General features: G+C 61.5%; 24 protein-coding genes. 14 read left to right on the top strand and 10 right to left on the bottom strand.

Features of this window, described 5'->3' with window-relative positions; translation table 11 throughout:
- Window positions 1–79: 79 nt before the first annotated feature.
- Together ndk and ELH03_RS06215 are read right to left on the bottom strand one after the other, a co-directional pair.
- Window positions 80–502, bottom strand: coding sequence for a nucleoside-diphosphate kinase (ndk, locus tag ELH03_RS06220; RefSeq protein WP_003547097.1), 423 nt, complete (start codon window positions 500–502; stop codon window positions 80–82).
- An 81-nt stretch (window positions 503–583) separates the two neighbouring features.
- Window positions 584–1273 (bottom strand): glutathione S-transferase family protein, encoded by a 690-nt coding sequence (locus ELH03_RS06215; RefSeq protein ID WP_130766172.1) that lies wholly within the window; start codon window positions 1271–1273, stop codon window positions 584–586.
- Window positions 1274–1412: 139 nt separating this feature from the next.
- Between ELH03_RS06215 and ELH03_RS06210 the strand changes: the two genes are divergently transcribed.
- The 7 genes from ELH03_RS06210 (at window position 1413) to ELH03_RS06180 (ending at window position 9965) form a co-directional block, all read left to right on the top strand.
- Window positions 1413–1922 carry a DinB family protein gene (locus tag ELH03_RS06210; RefSeq protein ID WP_130766171.1) on the top strand — a complete coding sequence of 170 codons (510 nt, stop codon included), beginning with the start codon at window positions 1413–1415 and terminating at the stop codon, window positions 1920–1922.
- 210 nt (window positions 1923–2132) lie between these two features.
- Entirely contained in the window at window positions 2133–3182 is a 1050-nt protein-coding gene (locus ELH03_RS06205; protein ID WP_130766170.1) for a GGDEF domain-containing protein, read from the top strand.
- A 114-nt stretch (window positions 3183–3296) separates the two neighbouring features.
- A complete protein-coding gene (locus ELH03_RS06200; protein ID WP_128401336.1) occupies window positions 3297–5180 on the top strand; it encodes an ABC-F family ATP-binding cassette domain-containing protein in 1884 nt (627 codons plus the stop codon).
- Window positions 5181–5309: 129 nt separating this feature from the next.
- Window positions 5310–6155 (top strand): polysaccharide deacetylase family protein, encoded by an 846-nt coding sequence (locus ELH03_RS06195; RefSeq protein ID WP_128401261.1) that lies wholly within the window; start codon window positions 5310–5312, stop codon window positions 6153–6155.
- Between the two features lie 167 nt (window positions 6156–6322).
- On the top strand, window positions 6323–8365 hold the full coding sequence (locus ELH03_RS06190; protein WP_130766169.1) for a prolyl oligopeptidase family serine peptidase: 2043 nt from the start codon (window positions 6323–6325) through the stop codon (window positions 8363–8365).
- Window positions 8366–8463: 98 nt separating this feature from the next.
- Window positions 8464–9390 carry a Gfo/Idh/MocA family protein gene (locus ELH03_RS06185; RefSeq protein ID WP_130766168.1) on the top strand — a complete coding sequence of 309 codons (927 nt, stop codon included), beginning with the start codon at window positions 8464–8466 and terminating at the stop codon, window positions 9388–9390.
- A gap of 71 nt (window positions 9391–9461) precedes the next feature.
- A complete protein-coding gene (locus ELH03_RS06180; RefSeq protein ID WP_128401335.1) occupies window positions 9462–9965 on the top strand; it encodes a hypothetical protein in 504 nt (167 codons plus the stop codon).
- 115 nt (window positions 9966–10080) lie between these two features.
- Here ELH03_RS06180 and ELH03_RS06175 read toward each other — a convergent pair whose 3' ends face one another.
- A complete protein-coding gene (locus tag ELH03_RS06175; RefSeq protein WP_128401258.1) occupies window positions 10081–10530 on the bottom strand; it encodes a DNA polymerase III subunit chi in 450 nt (149 codons plus the stop codon).
- Window positions 10530–12020: a leucyl aminopeptidase gene (locus ELH03_RS06170; protein ID WP_128401257.1), complete on the bottom strand. Its 1491-nt coding sequence runs from the start codon at window positions 12018–12020 to the stop codon at window positions 10530–10532. The genes ELH03_RS06175 and ELH03_RS06170 overlap by 1 nt, the downstream gene beginning before the upstream one ends.
- A gap of 144 nt (window positions 12021–12164) precedes the next feature.
- On the opposite strand from ELH03_RS06170, the gene ELH03_RS06165 reads away from it, so the two are divergent.
- The 7 genes from ELH03_RS06165 (at window position 12165) to rsmA (ending at window position 20638) form a co-directional block, all read left to right on the top strand.
- Complete coding sequence (locus tag ELH03_RS06165) at window positions 12165–12938, top strand: phosphatase PAP2 family protein (RefSeq protein WP_128401256.1); 774 nt, start codon at window positions 12165–12167, stop codon at window positions 12936–12938.
- A 100-nt stretch (window positions 12939–13038) separates the two neighbouring features.
- On the top strand, window positions 13039–14220 hold the full coding sequence (lptF, locus tag ELH03_RS06160; protein WP_128401255.1) for an LPS export ABC transporter permease LptF: 1182 nt from the start codon (window positions 13039–13041) through the stop codon (window positions 14218–14220).
- The gene (gene lptG / locus ELH03_RS06155) at window positions 14217–15305 is read left to right on the top strand and encodes an LPS export ABC transporter permease LptG (protein ID WP_128401254.1); all 1089 of its coding nucleotides are present in this window, start codon (window positions 14217–14219) and stop codon (window positions 15303–15305) included. Before lptF ends, lptG begins: the two co-directional genes overlap by 4 nt.
- Window positions 15305–17647 (top strand): LPS-assembly protein LptD, encoded by a 2343-nt coding sequence (locus ELH03_RS06150; protein WP_128401253.1) that lies wholly within the window; start codon window positions 15305–15307, stop codon window positions 17645–17647. The genes lptG and ELH03_RS06150 overlap by 1 nt, the downstream gene beginning before the upstream one ends.
- 184 nt (window positions 17648–17831) lie before the next feature.
- A complete protein-coding gene (locus tag ELH03_RS06145) occupies window positions 17832–18776 on the top strand; it encodes a SurA N-terminal domain-containing protein (protein WP_018241453.1) in 945 nt (314 codons plus the stop codon).
- A 6-nt stretch (window positions 18777–18782) separates the two neighbouring features.
- On the top strand, window positions 18783–19811 hold the full coding sequence (gene pdxA, locus ELH03_RS06140; RefSeq protein ID WP_130658658.1) for a 4-hydroxythreonine-4-phosphate dehydrogenase PdxA: 1029 nt from the start codon (window positions 18783–18785) through the stop codon (window positions 19809–19811).
- Entirely contained in the window at window positions 19811–20638 is an 828-nt protein-coding gene (gene rsmA, locus ELH03_RS06135) for a 16S rRNA (adenine(1518)-N(6)/adenine(1519)-N(6))-dimethyltransferase RsmA (RefSeq protein WP_128401251.1), read from the top strand. Before pdxA ends, rsmA begins: the two co-directional genes overlap by 1 nt.
- Before the next feature lie 45 nt (window positions 20639–20683).
- Here rsmA and gmk read toward each other — a convergent pair whose 3' ends face one another.
- The 6 genes from gmk to fabG all read right to left on the bottom strand — a co-directional run bounded on the left by gmk (window position 20684) and on the right by fabG (window position 26271).
- Window positions 20684–21346, bottom strand: a complete 663-nt coding sequence (gene gmk, locus ELH03_RS06130) for a guanylate kinase (RefSeq protein WP_027685260.1) — start codon at window positions 21344–21346, stop codon at window positions 20684–20686.
- 3 nt (window positions 21347–21349) lie between these two features.
- Complete coding sequence (locus ELH03_RS06125; protein WP_128401250.1) at window positions 21350–22237, bottom strand: YicC/YloC family endoribonuclease; 888 nt, start codon at window positions 22235–22237, stop codon at window positions 21350–21352.
- An 18-nt stretch (window positions 22238–22255) separates the two neighbouring features.
- A complete protein-coding gene (mltG, locus tag ELH03_RS06120; RefSeq protein ID WP_128401249.1) occupies window positions 22256–23473 on the bottom strand; it encodes an endolytic transglycosylase MltG in 1218 nt (405 codons plus the stop codon).
- A 181-nt stretch (window positions 23474–23654) separates the two neighbouring features.
- A complete protein-coding gene (fabF, locus tag ELH03_RS06115) occupies window positions 23655–24917 on the bottom strand; it encodes a beta-ketoacyl-ACP synthase II (protein WP_018447415.1) in 1263 nt (420 codons plus the stop codon).
- Between the two features lie 93 nt (window positions 24918–25010).
- Window positions 25011–25247, bottom strand: coding sequence for an acyl carrier protein (locus ELH03_RS06110; protein WP_003547058.1), 237 nt, complete (start codon window positions 25245–25247; stop codon window positions 25011–25013).
- Window positions 25248–25533: 286 nt separating this feature from the next.
- Window positions 25534–26271, bottom strand: coding sequence for a 3-oxoacyl-[acyl-carrier-protein] reductase (gene fabG, locus ELH03_RS06105; RefSeq protein ID WP_128401248.1), 738 nt, complete (start codon window positions 26269–26271; stop codon window positions 25534–25536).
- Window positions 26272–26283: the final 12 nt, after the last annotated feature.

The raw sequence follows: 26283 nt of genomic DNA, 5'->3' as shown, positions 1-26283 counted from the left end.
TGCATAGAAAAAGCCGGAGCGAGGCCCCGGCTTTCGAGAGTCAATTCAAGGCATTGCCGGCGAATGCCGAAGCGTGGCCTCAGCCGACGATTTCGGTATCGGAGAACCAGTACTTGATTTCCTGGGCAGCCGTTTCAGGAGCATCCGAGCCGTGAACGGAATTTTCGCCGATCGACAGAGCGTGAACCTTGCGGATCGTGCCTTCGTCAGCGTTTGCCGGGTTGGTCGCGCCCATGATCTCGCGGTTCTTGAGGATCGCGCCTTCGCCTTCCAGCACCTGGACGATGGTCGGGCCGGAGGTCATGCCTTCGACCAGTTCGCCGAAGAAGGGACGATCCTTGTGAACGGCGTAGAAGCCTTCGGCTTCGCGACGGCTCATCCAGACGCGCTTGGAAGCGACGACACGCAGGCCGGCATCTTCGAGCATCTTGGTGATGGCGCCCGTCAGGTTGCGCTTCGTTGCGTCCGGCTTGATCATCGAGAAGGTGCGTTCAATCGCCATAGTCAAATCCTCTGTTTTCTCGGGAAAAGTGGGCGGTCTTTACCCGCCCCAACGGCCGAAAACAAGAGGTCGGCGGCAATTTCACGCCGCGGTCACAGTCCTGCCGCGGCTTTGGTGAAGATCGAGGCAGCGTTCGAACCAGAGCATGACGGGATCGGCGGCGGCCAGCATCGCAAGGCCCGCCGAGACACGCAGCCATTGCAGCGCGCCGAAGACGATATAGTCGGCAAAGAGCGGTGTCTGCCCGCCGATGAAGGGCTGGAACTTCAGCATGTGCCGCAGCGGCTCCAGCTTGGCGCCGAAGGCTGCCTTCTCCGCCTCGCTGCCGGCGGCAACCACTTCCAGCGGCTTGCCGAGCCGAGCCTCGCGGCTTTGACGGAAATAGGCTTTGTCTTCCTCGTCGAGGTTCGCATGGATATCGAGAAGGGCGATGCGCATGATCGCCGGATGGATGATCATCTGCGAATAGCCTTCCACCATGCGCGACAGCGCCTTGCCGCCCTCGCCGTTGAATAGCGACGGCCGCTCGGGATAGGCTTCCTCCAGATAAAGGGCGATGTCGAAACTGTCGGGGATCAGCCGGCCATTGTCGTCGAGAACAGGCACGATCGACGAGACGCCGCCGCCGATCGCGCGGATGCGGGCGTAGGTCGTCGGAATCTCCTCGAAATCGAGCCCCTTATGCGCCAGCGCCATCACCGCCTTCCAGCAATGGGGCGAAAAGAAGCGCCGCTCGTCGGCGCCGCAGAGGGAATAGAGGGCTCTGGTCATAACAGTCCTTTCGAGATCGCAGCTCCATCCATTCCACGACAGAAAGCGGCTGCGATCAAATCAGGAAATTTCATGGGCGCATCACTGCGATTTCCGGGAAAACGGGCTAGACTGCCGCGACCAATCTGGGAGGGATTGAATGCTCAGACATTACAGGATGTTCGCCGCCTATAATCGCTGGGCCAACACGCAAGTTTATGCGGCTGCGGCCGAACTCAGCGATGCGGAATTCCGCAACGACCGCGGCGCTTTCTTCGGCTCGCTCCATCGCACGCTCAACCATCTGATCGTCGCCGACCGGATATGGATGAAGCGCTTCACCGGCACCGGCGAAGCGCCGACGACACTCGATGCCGTGCTCTTCGAAGATCGGAATGCGCTTGCCGCCGCCCGCAAAATCGAGGACGAGCGGATCATTGCCTGGACGGGCATGCTGGACGAGAGAACCCTCGCCGCCAACTTCACCTATGTAACGGTGGTACAGCCGGTGGAGATCACCCAGCCTCTGTCGGCAGCGCTCGCGCATTTCTTTAACCACCAGACCCATCATCGCGGCCAGTGCCACATGACGCTGACGGCGCTCGGCAAGCCCAGCCTCACGCTTGATCTCATCTACTTCCTGCGCAGCGAGGGCCGCGAATGGATGTGAGGCCCGATCCGAATTAAAAAGTTGGAACATGATGTCATCCGGAAAACCGCTCACACTTTTCGGCATCATGTTCCGGCCATCAAGACTGAATTAACCGCCTTTGCCGGTTCTGCCGCCAATCCACGGCTTCCCCGTCGAAAATTCAGCCTCTCTTAAAAGCTTGCGGGCATAGCGGATGTGAGAGATGAGGCCGGGCCGCGAGGGATCGTCATGCAGAATGCAAGCGCAAACGCACTGGTGCCGCGCGAGGCTGCGCGCCCGGCGCCGATGGCGGATATTCAGAAGATCGCCCAACACATGGCGCGCCTGAACGTCGCGGCACTGCCGCGCAATTACGAACTCTTTCATGAGGCGATCGTCGGGCTCAATGCCGGCCTTGCGCAGGATATCGCGGCACTCGGACCGCAGCCACAACAGCCAATGCTCGACGAACTCGGCCTGAAATACCGCCTCGTCGGCCATTGCGGGCTGGCGGGCGAGACATCACGCAACGAGGCGAGCCGGATGCTGCGCGACGTGGCGGAAAGGCTTGCCGAAGGGCTGAAGCACAAGAACGCCTTTGCGCGCGCCTGCGGCACGATCCTGAAATCCGTTTCCGGCCATGACGACCAGAGCCTTGCCGCTTTCCTCGGCGAGGTCGACTACCTCACGGCTTCGCTTTCGACCGTTCTTGCGGCGGAGATGGAAATCGGCGCCAGGCTGCAGGACGATATCAAGACGCTGGAAACGCTGGAGCGCGGTATTTCGGCGATGCAATCGGCTGCGATCGCCGACAGGATCACCGGACTTCCGAACCGCATCGCGCTGAACCGGACAATCGCCGACCTCTACGAGCGGGAAGAAGGTGCCGCCGGCAGCGCGCTGATCATGGTCGATATCGACAATTTCACCGATCTCAACAACAAATACGGCACCCAGGCAGGCAACAAGCTCCTGAAGAAACTCGCCGGCCTCCTCCAAAAGTCGGTCAAGAAGAACGATTTCATTGCCCGCACCGAGGCTGACGAATTCGCCCTCTTGTTTTCCAATGTCGGCATGCAGGATGCAATGACGATCGCCGAGCGCCTGCGCACTTCCGTCGAGGACAATCTGGTCTTCGCGACATCCGACAAGGCCGATCCCGGCAGGCTCACCATCTCGATCGGCGTGGCGCTCAGCACAGATGCGGCAACGCCAGGACAGTTGCAGGCCAATGCCCGGGTGGCGCTTCTCGCCGCACAATCGAACCCCCGACTGCCTGTGCAGGCTTTCGGCCGCTGAGACGGCGGACAAGCGCGCTTGCGGTGGGACAAGCAGGCTTGAAGCGGACAAGCAAGCTTGCCGCGGGGAGAAGCGCTCTTGCCTTGGCGAGCGCTTTCGGCCAAAACGCCGGCCATGATCACGCTCACCGATATTTCCGCCCGCATCGCCGGGCGCCTACTTCTCGACAATGCCAGCATTTCGCTGCCTTCGGGCACGAAGGCAGGGCTCGTCGGGCGCAATGGCGCCGGCAAGTCTACGCTATTTCGCGTCATCACCGGCGATCTCGGTGCGGAAACCGGATCGGTGTCGATCCCGAAGGCCGCACGTATCGGCCAGGTGGCGCAGGAAGCGCCGGCGACCGAGGATGCCCTGATCGAGATCGTGCTTGCCGCGGACAAGGAACGCACCGCCCTCGTTGCCGAGGCGGAAACGGCGACCGATCCGCACCGCATCGCCGAAATCCAGATGCGCCTTGTCGATATCGACGCGCATTCGGCTGAAGCGCGTGCCGCGAGCATTCTTGCCGGACTCGGCTTCGACAAGGCGGCGCAAGCCCGCCCCGCCTCCTCCTTCTCCGGCGGCTGGCGCATGCGCGTCGCCCTTGCCGCCGTGCTGTTTTCCGAACCGGATCTGCTTCTGCTCGACGAGCCGACCAACTATCTCGACCTCGAAGGCACGCTGTGGCTGGAAGACTATGTCAGGCGCTATCCGCACACCGTCATCATCATCAGCCACGATCGCGACCTCTTGAACAATGCGGTCAATGCGATCGTCCATCTCGACCAGAAGAAGCTTACCTTCTATCGCGGCGGATACGACCAATTCGAGCGGCAGAAGGCGGAAGCCGACGAATTGCAGACGAAGGCCAAGGCCAAGAACGACGCGGCACGCAAACATCTGCAGGGCTTCATCGACCGCTTCAAGGCCAAGGCTTCCAAGGCCCGGCAGGCACAATCGCGTGTCAAGGCGCTCGAGCGCATGGGAACGGTCGCTGCGGTGATCGAGGACCATGTGCAGCCGATCACTTTTCCTGAGCCGGAAAAGCAGCCGGCTTCGCCGATCGTCGCGATCCAGAGCGGCGCCGTCGGTTACGAGCCCGGCAATCCGATCCTGAAGAACCTCAATCTTCGCATCGATAATGACGACCGCATCGCCCTGCTCGGCTCGAACGGCAACGGCAAATCGACTTTCGCCAAATTCATCTCCGGCCGGCTTGCGCCGGAGAGCGGTGAAGTGAAGATCGCGCCGAGCCTGAAGATCGGCTTCTTCGCGCAGCACCAACTCGACGACCTCATTCCCGAGCAATCGCCGGTGGAGCATGTGCGCCGGTTGATGCCGGGCGCGCCGGAAGCCAAGGTGCGCGCCCGCGTCGCCCAGATGGGGCTTGCGACCGAGAAGATGGCGACGGCCGCCAAGGATCTTTCCGGCGGCGAAAAGGCCCGCTTGCTGATGGGGCTTGCCGCTTTCAACGCGCCGAACCTGCTGATCCTCGACGAGCCGACCAACCACCTCGACATCGACAGCCGTCGCGCGCTGATCGAGGCGCTCAACGACTACGAAGGCGCCGTCATTCTGATCTCGCACGATCGCCATCTGATCGAAGCGACGGTCGATCGGCTGTGGCTGGTCAATGGCGGTACGGTGACAACCTTTGAAGGCGATATGGACGAGTACCGCGACCTCATCGTCACTTCAGGTAAAAAAAAAGAAGAAAAGCCGCAGCTAGTTGAAGACGCGACGTCGAAGGCCGACCAGCGCAAGCTCAATGCCGAACGTCGCGCCTCGCTGACGCCGCTCAGGAAAAAGATCAACGAAATCGAATCCTTGACGGCGAAGCTGGAGAAACAGATTCAGGCGCTTGACGCGGAACTTGCGGATCCGGCCCTCTACGAAAAGACGCCTGCCAAGGCCGCTGAGAAGGCAAAGCAGCGTGGCGAGGCTGCGGCAAGACTCGCAGCCGCCGAGGAAGACTGGCTGATGCTGTCGGCCGAATACGAAGAAGCGATGGCGGGATAGCCACAGGTCTCAATCGAAAGCGTGGCGAAGTGCCGCGCATCAACGCAATTTCGGCCATTATCAACCGATCGTTAACCATAATCCGAAAGGTTGTCTCAACATTCGTTACCGATTTGTTGAGCCCTTTCCATGTATCGTCATTTCGTTCTGTCCTGCATGGCCCTCACCGCCGCCCTCTCCGCCTGCAGCACCACCAGACAATCCGCTCCTGACACATCGATCAAGACCTCCTCTGTGATCGCGCCCGAAGAGCGGAAACTTGCCTATGCCGGCGACGATGCGGCGCCGCGACTAACCGGCTGGCACCATCTGGCCGGACGGACGCTGGAGGTCTCCTCGCTCGCCGATCTCAAGCTCCAGGACAAGGAGGTGATCCTCAGCTTCGACGATGGCCCGATCCCCGGCCGGACCGACAAGGTGCTGGCAATTCTCGACCAGTTCGGCGTCAAGGGCGCCTTCATGATGGTCGGCGAGATGGCCGAGATGCATCCGGCGCTCGCCCGGAAGGTCGCCCAGGACGGCAACACAATCGGCAGCCACACTTATGACCACGCCAACCTCGCTTCGCTGAGTTTCGACGCTGCGATGGCCGAGGTGACCAAGGGCGAATTGGCGGTGACCAAGGCGACCGGAACCGATGTCTCCTTCTTCCGCTTCCCTTATCTTGCCGAGAGCCACAGGCTGCGCGCCGCGGTCGCCATGCGCGACATGGTGGTCATGGATGTCGATATCGACAGCAAGGACTATTTCACCACGACGCCGGTCTCAATAACGCAGCGGACGATGAACCTCTTGCACAAGCGCGGCCGCGGCATCATCCTGATGCATGACATCCACAAACGCACGGCGACGATGCTACCGACCCTGCTCTCGAAACTCGAAGCCGAAGGCTACAAGGTGGTGACGCTGAAATTCAAGAAGACCGAGGTGCCGAACACCGTCGTCGCCTCGGCCGACTTCGTGACGACCCGCTAGAGCATTGGCCCGAAAATCGAAATCGATTTTCGGGCCAATGCTTAGATTCAAAGTGTTACAGCGTCCTTCGCGCGCCTGGAGAGACGCGCGGCGCTGTAAGGCGGGTTGCCAAGTCGGGACCGGCTGCCTAGATCAGTGCGACGTCAATGGAAGCAGGCAAGTCGGATATGAACCTCCATCTCGAAACGGACGACGATCCGCGCACCCGCCAGTTTATCGACGAGCACAACCGGGTTTCCGACGCGGCACTGAGAACACCTGAATTCGAGAGGGATCGCGATGCGATCAAGGCGCTGATCGAGCGGCAGGACAGGCTGATCGTTCCGATGCGCCGCGGCGAGTGGCTGTTCGATTTCCGCCAGAGCAAGGACAATCCTCTCGGCATCTGGCTCCGCCTGCCGGCAGATCAGAAGCCGCTGCCGGACGCCGGCTGGGAGCCGGTCTTCGATCTCGACGCCTTTTGCGTCAGGGAAGGCAAGCGCTGGAACTGGCGCGGCGCCGTCACCTGCCCATGGGAGCCGATGCGAGTGCTGCTCACGCTTTCGGACGGCGGCTCGGATCTTCTCCGGCTGCTCGAATTCGACGCCGAGCGGAAACAGGTCGTCGAGGGCGGCTTCGATACACCGGCCGCACGATCGCATGCCACCTGGCTGAGCCGCGACGAAATCTGCTATTTCGGTTCCATCGACAGATTTTCGGCGACCCGCTCGGGATGGCCGCGCGTCGGACGGCGATTGAAGCGCGGGCAGCGACCGGAAGATGCCGCCGTCATGTTCGAAGCAGCAGATGAGGACGTCTACGGCTTCAATCTCGTCATCAACCCCGCTCTGTCAGACGCTTCGGCGGATGCCGGATTGATCGACATTTTCGTCGCCGCCCATGAGATCGGCGTCGCCAGCGCTTTCCTGATCGCCGACAACGGCACGCAGCGGCGCATCGATCTGCCTAAGGAAGCCGATTTCCAGTTCAATCATGATCATTGCCTTTGGCGGGCAAAGACCGATGAGCGCGTTGCGACCGGCAGCCTCGTGCTGCAGCGCTTCGATCCCGGCTCGGAGACGGTTCCGCTCGGGCCGGAGCGGATCCTGTTTCAGCCTGGCGAGGGCCAGTCCATCTCGCAGGTGATGCTGATGCGCGAATGGTGCGTCTTCATCATCTCTGACCGACTGCGCCCGCGTCTCATGGTGCTGGACCTGACAAGGCCCGATGCCGAGCAGCGCGAGATCGCACTGCCGGCAGACATGCAGACGGCTCATTTCAGGCCGCTCCACGCGGATCTGCATCTTGGCGACGATACGCTCTACATCGTCGGCCAGGGCTTCCTGCAGCCTCCGGCCTGTTACCGTCTCGAGCTGTCGGATCGCGGCAAGCAGGCCGAACCGATTTTCGTCGCCGCAGCGCCGAGCTATTTCGATGCGACCGATATGTCTTCAGAACTGCTGGAGGCTGTTTCCGAGGACGGAACGAGGGTAGCTTACCGGCTGGTCTTGCCGAAGCAGTGGACCAAGGGCGCGCTGCCTGTACTGCTTTACGGCTATGGCGGCTTCGATGTTTCGCTATCGCCGAACTATTCCGGCGTGACAGGACGCTGGCTGGAGCAAGGCGGCGCCTATGTGCAGGCCTATATTCGCGGCGGCGGCGAATTCGGGCCTGACTGGTATCGCAGCGCCAAGCGGCAGGGGCGAGACCGGGCGTTTGCCGATTTCGTCGCCATCGCGCGCGATCTCGTCGCCCGCGGCTACACCGTGCCGTCGCGGATCGCCTGCCAGGGCGGCAGCAATGGCGGCCTGCTGACCGGCGTGATGCTGACGCGCTATCCCGATGATTTCGGCGCCGTCTGGTGCCAGGTGCCGGTCCTTGACATGACACGCTTCCACCTGTTTACCGCAGGGCAAGCCTGGATGGACGAATACGGCGACCCGGAGACGCCGGTGGACCGGGATTTCATGCTCGGCTATTCGCCGCTTCACAATGTCAGGCCGGCGACCGAGGTCACCTATCCGCCGATCTACGTCGAAAGCTCGGCCAATGACGACCGTGTGCATCCCTCGCATGCGCGCCGCTTTGCCGCGCGGTTGGAGGAAGAAGGACACCGGCCGCTCTTCCATGAATTCGGCTCCGGCGGGCATGGCGGCGACGGCAATTCCGAAGAGCGCGCCGCCCGCGCAGCGATGGGTTACAGCTTCCTTCGCCAAACCATCATGCGATAGGATGCCATAGAATGGAGGAGGAGAGCTTGTCGGCACGCCTCTTTCTGATACAAACGCGTCAATAATCATACTTTTCATACAGGCTCGAGCGAAACACCATGTCTCCTATCAATCTCGCCATCGTCGGCGTCGGCAAGATCGTCCGCGACCAGCACCTTCCCTCCATCGCCAAGAACCCGGATTTCGACCTCGTCGCCACGGCAAGCCGCCACGGCACGGTCGAAGGCGTCAAGAGCTATACGACGATCGAAGCGATGCTCGATGCCGAGCCGTCGATCGATGCCGTTTCGCTCTGCATGCCGCCGCAATACCGCTACGAGGCAGCCTATAAGGCGCTCGTCGCCGGCAAGCACGTCTTCCTGGAAAAGCCGCCCGGCGCAACGCTGAGCGAAGTGGCCGATCTCGAAGCGCTGGCGAGCAAGCAGGGTGCGTCGCTCTTTGCCAGCTGGCATTCGCGCTATGCGCCGGCCGTTGAGGCGGCCAAGGCGTTTCTTGCCTCGACGACGATCAAAAGCGTGCATGTGATCTGGAAGGAGGATGTCCGCCACTGGCATCCGAACCAGGAATGGATCTGGCAGGCCGGCGGCCTCGGCGTTTTCGATCCCGGCATCAACGCGCTGTCGATCGTCACCCATATCCTGCCGCGGCCGATCTTCATCACCGAGGCCGTGCTCGAATTTCCCGAGAATCGCGATGCCCCGATCGCAGCCGACATTCACTTCCGCAATGCCGACGGCCTGCCGGTTCACGCCGAATTCGACTGGCTCCAGACCGGCAAGCAAAGCTGGGACATCGTCGCGGAGACGGCAGCCGGCCAGATGGTGCTCGCCGAGGGCGGCGCCAAGCTTTTGATCGACGGCGCGCTGAGATTCGCCGAGCCGGAGCAGGAATATCCCTCGCTCTACCGTCGCTTCGCCGAAATCATCAAGGCCGGCAAATCGGATGTCGACCTCGCGCCGCTACGCCACGTCGCCGACGCCTTCATGCTCGGCAAGCGGAAGTTCGTCGACGCGTTCCACGACTGAGGGTCGTAATAACGTCATAGAAACCGGCAAACTTGCCGGCCTATGGCAACAGTGTTCGGGGGCAGCCGCTCATGAGCAACAAAATCCGCCGCAAGGGCCGATTTTTCCGCGTGTTGAAGATGGGCATCCTTGTGGTGCCGCTTCTCGGTCTTGCAGCATGTTCGGGCGAACAGGTCGTCATGCCTCCTGATGCACCGGGCGTTTCCCGATCCGAGGAATATTCCTTCGGATCGGCGACCCAGGCCCAGGATTGGCAGGCCACCAAAAAGGTGCTGGACCAACTGGAAGGGCGGTTCGGAGAGAAATCCGTGCGTATCCTGGCGCGCAATCTCGCCAGCACCACCAACCCGCAGAGCATCAAGGCTTATTATGCCGAACGCCTTGTCCATCAAGCCGGCTGGGCGGAAATGCCGGTCAGCCCTTTTGCCGACAGCGCGTGGGCATTCGCTTTCGTCAGTCCGAGTGGAAAGCGGGTTTTGGCAGTGGAGGCGCTCAATTCGTCGGAAGGTGCGGGAGGGATCGTCCCCCTCAACATCCTAACGAACCTCGACGAGGACAAAGGGTCGGACGGATAACGGCTTCCGCTGGCCGCTGAGAACGAGTTGGACGGCTTCATGCAGCAATTCAAAATCCTACAGCGTCTTTTGCGCGCCTGAAAAGACGCCGGGCTCTCGTGTCGCGATAAACCGCTCAGGCCTTCTTCTCCCACCGCCCCTCTGACGTCTGCTGCCAATAGGTGAGGTTATGCCCCTCGCCTTTCAGCTTCTTCCATTGCGCACGGGCGGCTTCCAGCTGCTCCTGGTTGTGACCGTCGAACATGAAGACGATGCGCTCATAGGCATCGGCCGGCGGCGGCTCGGCGCCGTCGACGATGAAACGCACGGTCGCCGCATTGGCATTGTCTGGCGTCACCGTCAAAAGCACCGGCTGGCTCTCGGCGAAATCTGCCTCGTCGGTGCCGTGCGGCAGGAAGCTCTCCTCGCGGAAAGTCCAAAGATGCTGATCGAGAGCATCACGCCGCGCCGGCTCGCGTGTCTGAACGGCAACGCGCCAGCCGCGCTCGACGCTTTTGTCGATGAGCGGCGGAAGCGCGTCTTCCAGCCTGGTTTCGGTCAGATGATAGAAGAGAACGTCGGTCATCAGGATTCATAATGGGCGCGAACGAGCTCGTCGAGCAGGCGCACGCCGAAGCCGGAACCCCAGGACTGGTTGATCTCGTCCTGCGGCGAGCCCATCGCCGTGCCGGCAATATCGAGATGCGCCCAAGGCGTCTCCTGCACGAAGCGCTTGAGGAAATGCGCCGCCGTGATCGAGCCGGCCTGTCGCCCGCCGGTGTTTTTCATATCGGCGAACTTACTGTCGATCAGCTTGTCGTAGTCCCTGCCGAGCGGCATGCGCCAAAGCTTCTCATTGCTCGAAAGGCCGGCTGCCGTCAGTTGGGCGGAAAGCTGGTCGTCATTGGAGAACAAGCCGGCATGCACGTTGCCGAGCGCCACGACGATCGCCCCGGTCAGTGTGGCGAGATTGATCATGAACTGCGGCTTGAAGCGGTCGTTGCAGTACCAGAGCGCATCGCAGAGCACGAGGCGGCCCTCGGCATCGGTGTTGATCACCTCGATCGTCTGGCCGGACATCGACGTGACGATGTCGCCCGGACGCTGGGCGTTACCGTCAGGCATGTTCTCGACTAGGCCGATGATGCCGACCGCGTTGACGGCGGCCTTGCGCGAGGCGAGCACATGCATGAGGCCGGTGACGGCTGCCGCACCGCCCATATCGCCCTTCATGTCCTCCATGCCGGCGGCCGGCTTGATCGAAATGCCGCCGGTATCGAAGACGACACCCTTGCCGATGAAGGCAACGGGACGATCCTTGCCCTTACCGCCCTTCCACTGCATGACCGCCAGGCGCGGCGGGCGCACGGAGCCCTGGGCGACGCCGAGAAGGGCGCCCATCCCAAGACGACGCATCTCCCGCTCCGTCAGGATTTCCACTTCGACGCCGAGCTTTTCCAGCTCCTTCGCCTTGGCGGCGAACTCGACGGGGCCGAGCACGTTCGGCGGTTCGTTGACGAGGTCACGGGCAAGATTGACGCCGCCGGCGATCGCTTCGGAATCGGAAAACGCCTTCTTGGCACCACCCGGATCGGCGGTGACAATCGTCACCTTGACGGATTTCGCCGGTTTTTCCTCCTCGTCGCCCTTCTTCGTCTTGTAGGTATCGAAGCTATAGGCGCGCAGCAGCATGCCGAGCGCGAAATCGGCGGCAGCCCGGGCGCTCGTCTCGAGCCCGGGCACGTCGATGAAGACCGCAGCCTTATCGGTATTCTTGATTCTCGATGCTGCGGCACCGCCGGCCTTCAACCAGTCATGGGCGGTGAGTTCGGCGACCTTGCCAAGCCCGATGACGACGATGCGGTCGACGGACGCGCCTTCGGGGGCGACAATATCGAGCGCGCCCATGGATTTCGCGGAGAATCGGACGATCCTGGCAGCCTTGGCGATCACGCCTGCCGGGTCGACTGTTTCGGCACCGGCAGCGCTGTCGGCCTCCGCAGTCTTCAACAGGATCGCCAGGCCGCCACTGAGCTTTGCCGATTTCGAGAATGAAATTTCCATCTTTGTTGACATGTCTTCTCCGCTGGGATTCTTTGAAATCCGTCCCTCGCGGATAATTTCGCGTTTGGCGGGTCTGTCAATGGCTTGCGACAATTGTTATGGTCGCCCGCAGCCATCACGGCCCTCATGTTTTCGTCCGTTTCGTAGATATTCGCGTTGACAGTTTTTTCGAAAAATCGATGGCGGGACCTCGCAATCCGCCTGCCGAAAACGACTTTCGGTGCATTCATGCTGCTGTTTTGGACGTGGTGGGCGCTGCTTGCCGTCTTCCGCGCTTTGCCCGAAATAGACATCTATTTTTCCCAGCTTTTTTTCGTAGGCGCAGATTGCGACGCGGCTGCCGCCGCCGGGAGCATCTGCGGCAGCTTTCCCTATCGCGACGTCGCGGCCTTCGACCTGCTGCGCACCCTCTTCTTCCGCTTGCCCTATGTGGTGGCGATCGTGATGCTGTGGAAACTCGTCGAATGCTACCAGCAGCATGGCGCAACCTTTAACGCCGAGCGGGCGCAGAAGCTCAAAGTCGCGCTCGGAACGCTGCTGATCGGGCCGGTGCTGCTCGTCAATGTCATCTTGAAGGAGCATTGGGGCCGACCGCGGCCGATACAGACGGACATTTTCGGCGGTGCGCTGCATTTCGCCGAGGCAGGTTCGCTTGCCGGAAAATGCGTTTCGAACTGTTCGTTCATATCAGGCGAGGCAGCAAGCGCCGGCTGGCTCTTCTGCCTTCTGCTCTTCGTTCCAAAGCCCCTGCGTTATGCGCTGGCGGCGCCTGTGGCGGCGATCTCGATCCTCACCCCGGCGATGCGGCTATCCTTCGGCGCGCACTATCTTTCCGACGTCGTTCTTGGATGGCTTTCGTCGCTTGTCGTCTTCGCCGCGTTGCTGGCGTTAACTGAGTCGCAACAGCATCAAAAAAATTCTGAAATTTGAATGAATTTTTGACACCAGCTTGTCGCAAAAGCGCGACAAAGAGCGTAGAGGGATTCTCCTGCAAAGCCGTTTGGGCGTGCAGGTGCTTTCAAGGGCAGGCATGAAACTACTCGAGACATACATATTGCGGCGCGTCGGCCAGATGTTTCTCGTGGCGCTCCTGCCCGTTCTGGCGATCATTTGGACGACTCAGGTTCTGCAGCGCATCAATCTGGTTACCGACAGCGGCCAGTCGATCGGCTCGTTCGCCAAGCTCGCGACGATGATCCTGCCGTCGATCATTCCCGTCGTACTGCCCTTCGCCCTCGTTATCGCCATCACCCAGACGCTGACGACGATGAACAACGATTCCGAGCTGACCGTCATCGACGCGGCTGGGGCCCGGCGCAGCGTGCTGATCCGCCCGATCCTGCTGCTTGCCGCCGTCATCAGCGTCTTTTCCTTCTTCGTCGACAACGTCGTCGAGCCGCGCGCAAAAACCGTCGTGCGCCAGATGATCGCCGAGACCTACGCTGACCTCCTCTCTTCGGTGATCGAAGAAAAGACCTTCCGCAAGCTTGATGAAGGCCTCTATGTGCAGATCTCGCAGCGGATGGCCGGCCGCATGCTGAAGGGCCTTTTCGTCGCCGACGAGCGCGATCCGGCCTACGAACTGATCTATTATGCGAAGGAAGGCGCCGTCGACGATACGGGCACGACCCTGATCATGCATGAAGGCGAAGTGCACCGCAAAACGCCCGATGGCAACGTCTCGGTCATCAATTTCGATTCCTATTCCTTCGACCTCTCGGACATGACGGAGAGTCGCGGTCAGGCGACGTTGCGCGCCAGCGACCGTGACCTGTGGTTCCTGTTGAATCCAGATCCGGCCGACAAGGACTATACGATCCGGCCGCAGAGCTACCGCGCCGAACTGCACCGCCGGCTGACGGACTGGATCCTGCCCGTCGTCTTTGCGCTGTTTTCACTGGCGATCGCCGGCGATGCGCGCTCGCACCGCGAAGCGCGGCTGCATCCGATGGTGAGCGCGCTTGCCTATGCCTTCGCGATGCGATGGGCGGCCTTCTACGCGGCCAATCAGATCGACACCGACCCCGAATATATCGCCGTCCTCTACGCCATCCCGATCGTCAGCAGCATCGTCTCGATCGTCTTCCTCGGCCTGCACAAACGACTGGTCATGCCTTCGTTCATTCGGGACCGGATTTCGTCTTTCTGGAGACAGATGCAGGAAAGGCTGCTTGCCGCGACCGGCAGGACCGGCGGGGGCACGGCCCAATGATGTTCGGGACATTGTCGCGTTATTTCTTTCGCCGCTACCTGGTAACGACGGGCTGGTTCCTGATCGGCGTCTCGGCGATTTCCTTCCTCCTCGATTTCAGCGAGACAGCAGGCCGCATGTCCGGTCTGCCCGGCTACACGATCAGCGGCGGCGTCCTGATGACCGCCGTGCGCCTACCGCTCATCCTGCAGCAGACGGTGCCGTTCATCGCGCTGTTCGTCGGCATGACGGTGCTGATCGGCCTCAACCGCAAATATGAGCTCGTCGTGACGCGCGCAGCCGGCATTTCGGTCTGGCAGTTCATGTTCCCGTTCATCGCCGGCTCGCTGGCGCTCGGCCTGTTGACGATGGCGGCGCTCAACCCGCTTGCGGCCTGGGGACAGCGCCAGGCACTGCTGGTCGAATCCGACTGGCGCGGCGAGAACGCGGTTCTGCGCAAGGCCCCGCAGATTCCGTGGCTGCGCCAGATCAGTGGCCGGGACGATGTCATCATCGGCGCCCAGACGGTCCAGGATAACGGAACCAAGCTGATCGACGCCGTCCTGATCCATTTCGATTCAAGGGGTCAGGTCATTCTGAGACAGGACGCGGCCACGGCAAAATTGGAAGATGGTTACTGGCAACTTAACAACGTTGTCGAGCGCAAGCCTGGCGAAATCCCGGAGCGTAAAGCTTCGGTTCAACTTCGCACCAATCTGAAACAGGACTTCGTCCAGGAGCGGCTGACCGCGCCGGAAACAATTGGTTTCTTTGACCTTTCCAACCGAATTGCGGCGGCCAAATCCTTCGGCATCTCAACCAAGGCGTTGGAGACGCAATTCAACTCCCTGTTGTCCCAGCCATTGCTGCTGGTGGCCATGACTCTCATTGCTGCAACAGTGTCCCTAAAATTTAGCCGGTTCAACCAATCCCGCTCCGTGATTCTGGGTGGCATCCTTTCGGGCTTCATGCTTTATGTCATCACCGTGCTTGTAAAGGCATTCGGAAGCAGTGGAGTCGTGCCCCCCTTCGTAGCGACGTGGATACCGGTGGTCGTCGCGCTGGCGTTGGGTGCGACTATTCTGCTTCATCAGGAGGACGGCTAGTGGCGGTAGGCGACCGCAAGTATTTTAGTAAACAGCTGGTTGCCCTGCTTGTCGGCGCGACTCTATGTTCCTATTTCGGCAGTGTCCCGGTCTCATACGGCCAGGTCAGCGCGCCCGAACAAACGATCGAGAAGAAGATTCCTGCAGAGGCCAAGCTTCTGCTTTCGGCCAATGAACTCGTCTATAACCGTGACGCCGATCTGGTGTCGGCGGTCGGTGGCGTGCAGATCAATTATGCCGGCTACAAGATGGTCGCGCAGAAGGTCGAGTACAATCAGAAGACCGGCCGGATGATGGCGATCGGCAATATCGAGCTGGTCAGCCCCGACGGCAACCGCATCTATGCCGACAACCTTGACGTGACCGACAATTTCGCTGACGGGTTCATGAACTCGCTGCGCATCGAAACTGCCGACAATACCCGTATCGTCGCCGAAACCGGCGAGCGGGTCGGCGGCACGCAGATGATTCTCAACAAGGGCGTCTACACGGCCTGCCTTCCCTGCGCCGAAGATCCGAAGCGCGCGCCCTTCTGGCAGGTCAAGGCCAAGCGTGTGATCCAGAATGGCGTGACGCACACGATCCGCCTGGAGAGAGCGCGCTTCGAGCTGCTCGGCTATCCGATCGCCTTCGTGCCGGTCATGGAAGTTCCCGACAATACGGTGAAGCGCAAGTCGGGCTTTCTCTTCCCGACGATGAGCCTGTCGCAGAATCTTGGCTTCGGGCTTTCCGTTCCTTATTATTATGTGATCTCGCCGAGCATGGACGCGACGGTCACCGCCACCGGCTACACCGCCCAGGGCTTCCTCGTCGAAGGCGAATTCCGCCAGCGCTTCGAAAATGGCACGCATATCCTGCGCGTCGCCGGTATAGACCAGGCAAAGCCGGACAATTTCAGCTCCGGCACCAGCGATGCCGAAGCCGGCCAGCGTGGCATGGTGGCATCGAAGGCCGAATTCCGCATCAATCCGCGCTGGACGTTCGGCTGGGACGTCATGATGCAGAGCGACAACAACTTCTCGCGCACCTACAAGCTGCGCGGCCTGACCAGCACCGATCGTACCAACCAGATCTACCTGACGGGACTTGGGAAACGCAATTATTTCGACATGCGGGCGTTCTATTTCGACGTCCAGGATGCCGACCGGAAGAACACTGCCGAAAAACAGCAGGCGATCGTCTATCCGTCGCTCGACTATCACTATGTGGCGCCGCAGCCGCTTGCAGGCGGCGAGCTTTCGGCTGATGTCAACCTGACGAATATTTCGCGCACCCATGACGACTTCTATACCGTCGACGGCTTCGACCGCTTCCGCGGCCTGAAGGGTCAGACCTCGCGGCTGACTGCCGAGCTGCAGTGGAAGCGCACCTACGTCACGCCGACCGGCCTCGTGATCACGCCGCTGCTGGCCGCGCGCGGCGACGCCTTCGCGCTGAACATGGACGATCCCACAGGTTACGCCGGCAACTACGACGACGGCAATTCCGCCACCCGCTCGATGGTCACGGCCGGGCTAGAGATGCGTTATCCGATCCTGATGACGACTGACAATAGCACTCATGTCCTCGAGCCGATCGCACAGATCTATGCCCGCCCCGACGAGCAACTCGCAGGCCGCCTGCCGAACGAGGATGCTCAAAGCTTCGTCTTCGACGCCACCTCACTGTTCGACCGCGACAAATTCTCGGGCTACGACCGCGTCGAAGGCGGTACCCGCGCCAATGTCGGCATCCAGTACACCGGTACTTTCGACAGCGGTTACAAGCTGCACGGCATTTTCGGCCAATCGTACCAGATCGCCGGTCAGAACTCGTTTGCGACCGATGACCTCGTCAATGTCGGCGCCGATTCCGGCCTTGAAACCACTCGCTCCGACTATGTCGGCCTCGGTGGCATCGAGACACCGTACGGCGTTTCCGTGACCGCCTCCTACCGCCTCGACGAGAAGGATTTCGATTTCCGCCGCGGCGACCTGACGACGGCCTACCAGAACGACACCTTCTCTTCGCAGGTGACCTTCACCCATCTCAGCGCCCAGCCGGCATATGGCTTCGACGAGGACAATGACGAGATCCAGACCAGCAGCAAAATCAAGTTCAAGGATTACTGGTCGATTTTCGGCGGCATCGCCTGGGATCTGAACAATGATGTGATTAGCCGCCGGACGCTTGGCCTGTCCTATGAGGACGAATGCACGATCTTCACGATCGCCTATACCGACAGCAGGGATTCCGACGACGAGTCGGCAAGCGACTGGACGATCGGCGCGCGGCTGACCTTCCGCACGCTCGGCGACATCAAGGTCGGCTATTCTGGAGACAGCTCGGATGGCCTCAACTGACGGACGGCCGGCGCAAACATGGCCTGAAGCCATTCTTTCGCCGTAAGCCTGTGCAGGACATTGCCGCCAGTCGGTATCTGAGGCATAGGGGTTTCGCGCCGTGATGGAAGCGATTTCCGCGTGTCTCGCACTGTGGTAAGAACGCCGCGAACAACGTCTCGCGGCGCTATCGGGAGGTCAACAGATGATTGACGCGAAAAAAGCCATAACCAAGTTCCTCGCCGGGGCAGCGCTTGCATTGCTGACAGGCCTTGCCGGTCCAGCGCTTGCGGCAAGTGAAGTCAAGGCCGTGGTGAACGGCACCGCCATCACCAGCGGCGATGTCGCCAAGCGCCAGGCCTTCCTGCGCCTGCAGCATACGAAGGCCGATGCCAAGGCCGCCGAGGAGCAATTGATCGACGAGGCACTCAAGCGGCAGGAAGTCGCCCGCGTTCATATGTCGGTTTCGCAGCAGGACGTCGATGCGTCTTTCGCGCGCTTTTCGAGCGGCAACAAGCTTTCCCCCGAGCAGATGTCGCAGATCCTCGATCGCGCCGGTGTCGGCGTCGACCATTTCAAGGGTTTCATCGCCGTGCAGATGAGCTGGCCGCGTGTCGTCAACGCCCGCTACGGTTCGACCTCGCGGCTTTCGAACTATGATCTCGTCTCGCGCATGATGCAGAACAACAAACAGAAGCCGGTGACGACGGAATATATGCTGCAGCAGATCATCTTCGTCATTCCGCAAGCCAAGCGCGGGGCCATCACCGGCAAGCGCAAGGGCGAGGCCGAGGCGTCGCGCTCGAAATTTCCGGGCTGCGATCAGGCAAAGGTGTTTGCCGCGACGATGCGTGACGTTTCCGTGCGCGATCTCGGCCGCATGCTCGCCCCCGAGATCCCGCCGGATTGGAAGCCGCTGGTCGAGCAGGCCAAGGGCAACACGACAGGGACCCGCGTCACCGACAAGGGCGTCGAATATCTAGCTATCTGCAGCCAGCGGCAGGTCTCCGACGACCAGGCCGCCGAAATGGTCTTCCGCCAGGAAGATCTCGACAAGTCCAAGGGCGGCAAGGACGCCAGCCCGGAAAACGAAAACAGCAAGAAATACCTGGATGAACTGCGCAAAAAGGCGCAGATCGCCTATCGCTGACCGACAATGGCGATACCGTTTTCGCGACCGCTTGCGCTGAGCCAGGGCGACCCCGCTGGCATCGGGCCGGATATTACTCTGATGGCCTGGCTCCGGCGGCGTGAACTCGGGCTGCCGCCTTTCTTCCTGATCGGCGATCCTGATGTCTTGGCGCTGAGAGCCCGCCAGCTCGATCTGGCGGTTTCGATCCGCGAGATCGATAAAGCCAGCGAGGCCGCTGGCATGTTTGCCGACGCGCTGCCCGTCATGACCGTGCCGGCCGGCATCGAGGTGGTGGCCGGCGAGCCGCATGCGGCAACGGCGAAAGGCACGATCGCGGCGATCGAGAAAGCCGTGTCGCTTGTCATCACCGGTGAGGCGCTGGCGGTCGTCACCAATCCCATCGCCAAAGCCGTGCTCTACGAGGCGGGTTTCCGGTTTCCCGGCCATACTGAATTTCTCGCCGATCTCGCCGCCAGGGCGACCGGCCGGCCGGTGACACCGGTGATGATGTTATCAGGACCGAAGCTCCGGGCAATTCCTGTCACCATCCACATTCCGGTTAGGGACGTGCCGCAGGCGCTGACAGAAGAACTGATCGTGGAAACCTGCCGGATCGCCCATGAAGACCTGAGGCAGCGCTTCGGCATCGAGACGCCGCGGCTCGCCGTTGCCGGCCTCAACCCGCATGCGGGCGAAGGCGGGGCGATCGGCAAGGAGGACGAGGATGTCATCCGTCCGGCGATCGAGCGCCTGCGCGACGAGGGCATCGATGCGATCGGCCCCCTGCCCGCCGATACGATGTTCCATGACGAGGCGCGGGCGCGATATGACGTCGCCGTCTGCATGTATCACGACCAGGCACTGATCCCAGCCAAGGCACTTGGTTTTGACGACAGCGTCAACGTGACGCTCGGGCTTCCCTTCGTGCGCACCTCGCCGGATCACGGCACCGCCTTCGGCATCGCCGGCAAGGGACTGGCGCGCGAGCAGAGCCTCGTTGCGGCTCTGAAGCTCGCCGCCCAGCTCGGCCGCAGTGCGGAAAGCCGCCGCTGATGGCAGCACTCGATGGCCTGCCGCCACTTCGCGACGTCATCCAGCGTCACGGCCTCGACGCGCGCAAGGCGCTCGGGCAGAACTTCCTGCTCGATCTCAACCTCACCCAGAAGATCGCCCGCACGGCGGGGGCGCTCGAAGATGCGACCGTTTTCGAGGTCGGCCCCGGCCCCGGCGGGCTGACGCGCGCGATCCTGGCGCTCGGCGCCAGGAAGGTCATCGCCATCGAGCGGGATACACGCTGCCTGCCGGCGCTCGCCGAGATCGCCGATCATTATCCCGGCCGGCTGGAGGTGATCGAAGGCGATGCGCTGAAGACGGATTTCGAGACATTGGCGCCGGAAGGTCCGATCAAGATCATTGCCAACCTGCCCTACAATGTCGGCACGCAGCTTTTGGTCAATTGGTTGCTGCCGAAAACCTGGCCACCGTTCTGGCAGTCGCTGACGCTGATGTTTCAGAAGGAAGTCGGCGAGCGCATCGTCGCCAACGAAGACGACGACCATTACGGCCGTCTCGGCGTGCTCTGCGGCTGGCGAACGGAGGCACGCATGGCCTTCGACGTGCCGCCACAAGCCTTTACACCGCCGCCGAAAGTGACGTCGACGGTCGTGCATCTGGTCCCCCGCGAAAAACCCATTCCCTGCGTTGTCGCCAATCTGGAAAAAGTGACGCAGGCCGCTTTTGGTCAACGTCGTAAGATGCTGCGCCAAAGCCTGAAATCGCTCGGCGGCGAGCGCCTGCTCGTCAAGGCCGGGATCGATCCGGCCCGACGGGCGGAAACCCTGTCTGTCGAGGAGTTCTGCCTTCTCGCAAACAGCCTGTAGGGCAATTTCAGGAACGTGCGAAGCGGTTTTGCCAGGAGTTTTGCTCTAAAGCGACGGCGTCTCTTCCAGCAGTACGCGGACGAAGTCGAACATGCCATGGCGGCGGTCGCGGCGCAGGCGTTCGGCCTTAACGATTGACTGGACGGCGTCGAGGGCGGCGTTGAGATCGTCGTTGATGATGACGTAGTCGTATTCGCGCCAGTGGGCGATCTCGGCGCGGCTATTGGCGAGGCGCGTCTGGATGACTTCCTCGGAATCCTCGGCACGGCGATGCAGCCGCGACTGGAGTTCCGTCATGGTCGGCGGCAGCACGAAGATCGAGACCACGTCGGCCGACATCTTCTCCTGCAATTGCTGGGCGCCCTGCCAATCGATGTCAAAGAGCATGTCGCGGCCTTCCGCCATGGCCTGCTCGACCGGCTCGCGCGGCGTGCCGTAGAAATTACCATGCACCTCGGCCCATTCGAGCAGCGCGTCGCTATCGCGTAGCCGCTCGAATTCGCGCACACTCTTGAAGTGGTAATGCACATCCTCGACTTCGCTCGGGCGGCGCTGACGCGTGGTGACGCTGACGGAAAGGCCGATTTGCCTGTCGGTCTCCAGAAGCGTGCGCGCGATGGTGGACTTGCCGGCGCCCGACGGCGACGAGATGACAAGCATCAGACCGCGGCGGGCGATCTGCACGGGCGAGGATTTCGCCGGGTTCATGTCTTACTCCAAATTCTGGACCTGCTCGCGGAACTGGTCGATCACGACTTTCAGCTCGATGCCGGCAGCGGTGACCGCCGAGGCGTTCGACTTCGAGCAGATAGTATTCGATTCGCGGTTAAATTCCTGTGCAAGGAAGTCCAGCCGGCGCCCGGCGGGGCCACCTTTCACCAGGAGATCGCGCGCTGCGGCGACATGAGCCTTGAGACGATCGATTTCCTCGCGCAGATCCGCTTTGGTCGCCAGCAGTGCGGCTTCGGCATGCAGCCTGTCGCGGTCGAGTGCAGCCATGCCATCCATCAACAAGGCGACCTGCGCGACAAGCCGCGCGGCAATCTCCTGTGGCGAGCGCGACGGATCGAGCTCGATCGTCCGTGTCAGGCCTTCGATCGTCGTGACATGGTCGAGGAGGATACGGGCCAGCGCCGAACCTTCCTGTTCGCGCATTGCTCTCAGATCGGAAAGCGCGGCCAGCAGGCCGGCAGCGATATCGGCGTCACGGGCGGCAAGCGCCTCCTCGCCATCCTCGCTTTCGCGGAATTCCACGATGCCGCGCACCAGAAGCAGCGTATCGAGCTTCAGCGGCGCCGGGTCGATGACACCGTCCAACTGCTCGCGCATAGCCAGCACAGCGGCGAGCGCCTCCTTGTTCAGCACCGCCTCGAAACGGTTCTCGTCGGCGGTGACGGATAGCGATGCCTGCAGGTTGCCGCGGCTGAAGCTTTCACCGGCGAGGCGGCGGACGTCTGCCTCCATGCGTTCGAGACCGGGCGGCAGGCGCAGGCGCAGGTCGAGGCCCTTACCGTTGACCGAGCGCAGTTCCCATGCCCAGCGCCAGCGGCCGCTCGTTCCCTCGCGCCGCGCAAAACCGGTCATGGACTGCAAAGCCATGCGTGCCTCCTGAAAGTATCAGTTGATCTTCTTTTTCTTCGGCGGCACGACGGTGGCGCCATTATCCGCCGGCTGCTCTTCCGGCTGGCCGTCGACTGCGATGTTGGGGTCCGAGCCCTTGTCGGCTTCGAGCTTGCGCCAGCGCTTGACGTTGGCATTGTGCTCCTCGAGCGTGGCAGCGAAAACATGGCCACCGGTGCCGTCGGCGACGAAATAGATGTCCTGCGTCTTCCAGGGATTGGCGACGGCTTCCAGCGCATCCTTGCCGGGATTGGCGATCGGCGTCGGCGGCAGCCCCTTGATGACATAGGTATTGTAAGGTGTGTCCCGCTTGAGGTCCGACTGATAGATCGGCCGGTCGGCCGGTTTGCCCTCGCCGCCGAAGAGGCCGTAGATGATCGTCGGATCGGACTGCAGGCGCATGCCCTTGCCCAGCCTGTTCAGGAAAACGGAGGCGACGTGGGCACGCTCGTCGGGAACGCCGGTTTCCTTTTCGACGATCGAGGCGAGTGTCACGAATTCCTCTTTGGATCGCAGCGGCAGCGAGGAGTCGCGCTTGTCCCAGATCTGATCGACGAGCTTCTGCTGTGCAGCCGCCATCTGGTCGATGATCTCCGCGCGCTTGGTGCCGCGCGAGAATTTGTAGGTATCCGGACGCAGGCTGCCCTCGGTCGGCAGTGCGGCCGGCAAGTCACCTTCCAGCACGGTGTCCTGCAGCATGCGGTCGAACATCTGGCGGACCGTCAAGCCCTCAGGGAAGGAAACGGAATAGAGAATGGACTTGCCCGATTTCAGAAGCTCCATGATATCGCTCATGGAGGCCTTCGCCTTGATCTCGTATTCACCCGCCTTCAGGCTCTCACCGGCAGAAAGATGCGTTGCCGTGAGATAGCGGAAGATGCGGGCATCGCTGATGATTGCGTTGCGCTCGAGGTTCGAGGCGATTTCGGCCAGACCAGCGCCGTTGCGGACGATGAAATTGGTGTTGGTCTGCAGCGGACCCGGGTTCCGATAGGTCGATGTGGCATAGTAGAAGCCGATGACGGCGACGACGCAGACCAGAACCGCCAGCGTCATGATGAAGTTCAGGAAAAGAACGACCTGGCCGCGGGCTTTCCTGGACCGCCGCGGCGGCTCCGGGACACGCTCAGGACGCAGGGCTTCGTTCGGCGACTTCGGGATGATCGGTCCCTTCTGCGCCTGGCTATCGTTGCTCTGGTTCGTCGTATCGCTCACCGGCAATCCTCTAAAACTTGACCCTCACTTCGCTATTTCGCGAAGCAATGCGGCAAAAGCAGGTTCTGCCGCCGTTCAAAGACGCCGTTGCCGGTCGTTATGCTTTCGCACGCCCTCCTACGCAACGTAGAGGACGGCCGGCCTGCGGTGTAAGGGAGACCCGCTACACCCCACAGGACTTTTATTGCGCGTAACGGCGCAGCACGAGCGACGCGTTCGTGCCGCCGAATCCGAACGAGTTGGACAGCGCCACATTGATTTCTCGCTCACGAGCCTTATGCGGAACAAGATCGATCGCCGTCTCGCGTTCGGGATTGTCGAGATTGAGCGTCGGCGGGGCGATATTGTCGCGAATGGCGAGCGTGGTGAAGATCGCCTCGATGGCGCCGGCTGCACCGAGAAGGTGTCCAGTCGCCGACTTGGTCGAGGACATGGAGATCTTCGACGCTGCATTGCCGACCAGCCGCTCGACGGCACCGAGTTCGATCGTATCGGCCATGGTCGAGGTACCGTGGGCGTTGATGTAATCGATATCGGCCGGCGTCAGCCCGGCGCGCTTCAGCGCCATCGCCATGCAGCGGCCGGCACCCTCGCCGTCTTCGGACGGCGCAGTGATGTGATAGGCATCGCCTGACAGGCCGTAGCCGACGATTTCGGCGTAGATCCTGGCGCCGCGCGCCTTGGCGTGTTCCAGTTCCTCGAGCACGACGATGCCGGCGCCTTCGCCCATGACGAAGCCGTCGCGATCGCGATCATAGGGGCGCGAAGCCTTCTGCGGGTCGTCGTTGTGCTGGGTCGACAGCGCCTTGCAGGCGGCAAAGCCTGCAAGCGAAATGCGGCTGACGGGGGATTCCGTGCCGCCGGCGACCATGACGTCGGCGTCGCCCAGCGCGATCAGCCGCGCGGCATCGCCGATCGCATGCGCACCCGTCGAGCAGGCGGTGACGACCGAATGATTGGGTCCGCGCAGCTTGTGGCGGATCGAGACCTGGCCGGAGACGAGATTGATCAGGCGGCCGGGAATGAAGAAGGGGGAGATACGGCGCGGGCCCTTGTCGCGCAGGGTGTAACCCGCCTCGACGATGCCTTCGATGCCGCCGATGCCGGAGCCGATCAGCACGCCGGTGGCGATCTGGTCCTCATCGGTTTCAGGATGCCAGCCGGCATCGGCAAGCGCCATGTCGGCGGCGGCCATGCCGTAGATGATGAAGGGATCGACCTTGCGCTGCTCCTTCGGCTCCATCCACTGATCGACATTGAAGGTGCCGTCGGTGCCGTCACCGATGGGAATACGGCAGGCGATCTTGGCGGGAAGGTCATCGACCTCGAATTCGGTGACGAGGCGCGCGCCGTTCTGACCGGCAAGCAGCCGGGACCAGGTCACCTCGGTTCCGCATCCCAAGGGTGATACCATGCCGGTACCGGTGATGACGACACGTCTCATCGCGTGCTTTCCCCCGTCTCTTATGTTCTATGGAGAAGTATGCCGAAAAGAAAAGGGCGGACTCCAGGCCCGCCCTTTCTCAAATTCACAGGATCAGGCCTGGGCCTTCTCAATAAACTTCACTGCATCGCCGACCGTCAGGATCGAGTCGGCAGCGTCGTCAGGAATTTCAACGCCGAATTCTTCTTCGAAAGCCATGACAAGTTCGACCGTGTCGAGCGAGTCAGCGCCCAGATCGTCGATAAAGCTGGCGCTCTCGACGACCTTGTCGGCATCGACGCCAAGATGATCAATAACAATTTTCTTTACGCGTTCTGCGATATCGCTCATGTCGGTTTCCTCGACCTTATGTCCTGATCGGAATGCCGTTGCGGCACCCTTACCCTGTTTCAGCCTGCGATGTTTTCAGACATCCTCGGCAAACTCGTTTACCCGGCTTCAGAGATGTTCCAGGCTTGCAAAAAGCCCGCCGGTCCGTCTGCTTTCTCGGGACGACTGTTCACAGTCATGGCCCGCTTAACATGCTTTATGTCTGCCGCAAAGCCAGAAAATCAACGGTTCGTGATTGCTCAACATGCTATTGGCGGAAATATTCCCATGCCAACAGTTTGTCGTTTCAGATCATCGCCATGCCGCCGTTTACGTGCAGCGTCTGGCCCGTCATATAAGCGGCCTCGGAGGAGGCAAGGTAAGCAACCGCCGAAGCGACCTCACCGCCCGTGCCCATCCGCTTCATCGGGATCGCCCCCATGATCGCTTCCTTCTGCTTGTCGTTCAGCTTGCCGGTCATGGCGCTCTCGATGAAGCCGGGTGCCACGCAGTTGACCGTCACGTTGCGGGTGGCAATTTCCTGCGCCAAGGACTTGGTGAAGCCGATCATGCCGGCCTTGGAGGCGCAGTAATTGGCCTGCCCCGGATTGCCCGTGACGCCGACGACCGAGGTGATGTTGATGATGCGGCCATAGCGGCGACGCATCATCGGATGCGTCAATTCGCGCGTCAGGCGGAAGGTCGATGTCAGGTTCACTTCGATGACGCTGTCCCAGTCCTCGTCGCTCATGCGCACGAAGAGGCCGTCGCGGGTGATGCCGGCATTGTTGACGAGGATGTCGACGCCTTCGAGGTCGGCCTCGGCCTTCTGGCCGAGCGCCTTGACCTCATCGCGGTCGGACAGGTTGGCCGGGAAGATCTTGACGCGCTCGCCGAGATCGGCGGCCAGCGCTTCCAGTTTCTCGACGCGGGTACCGTGCAGGCCGACGATGGCGCCCTGCTTATGAAGAAGGCGGGCGATTTCCTCGCCGATACCGCCGGAAGCGCCGGTGACGAGAGCCTTGCGGCCGGAAAGATCGAACATGGAAACGTTCCT

Source organism: Rhizobium beringeri (assembly GCF_004306515.1).
GTDB classification, from domain to species: Bacteria; Pseudomonadota; Alphaproteobacteria; order Rhizobiales; family Rhizobiaceae; genus Rhizobium; species Rhizobium beringeri.
Note: the sequence above shows the minus strand (reverse complement) of the source record. Positions and strands in the feature narration are given on the sequence as shown.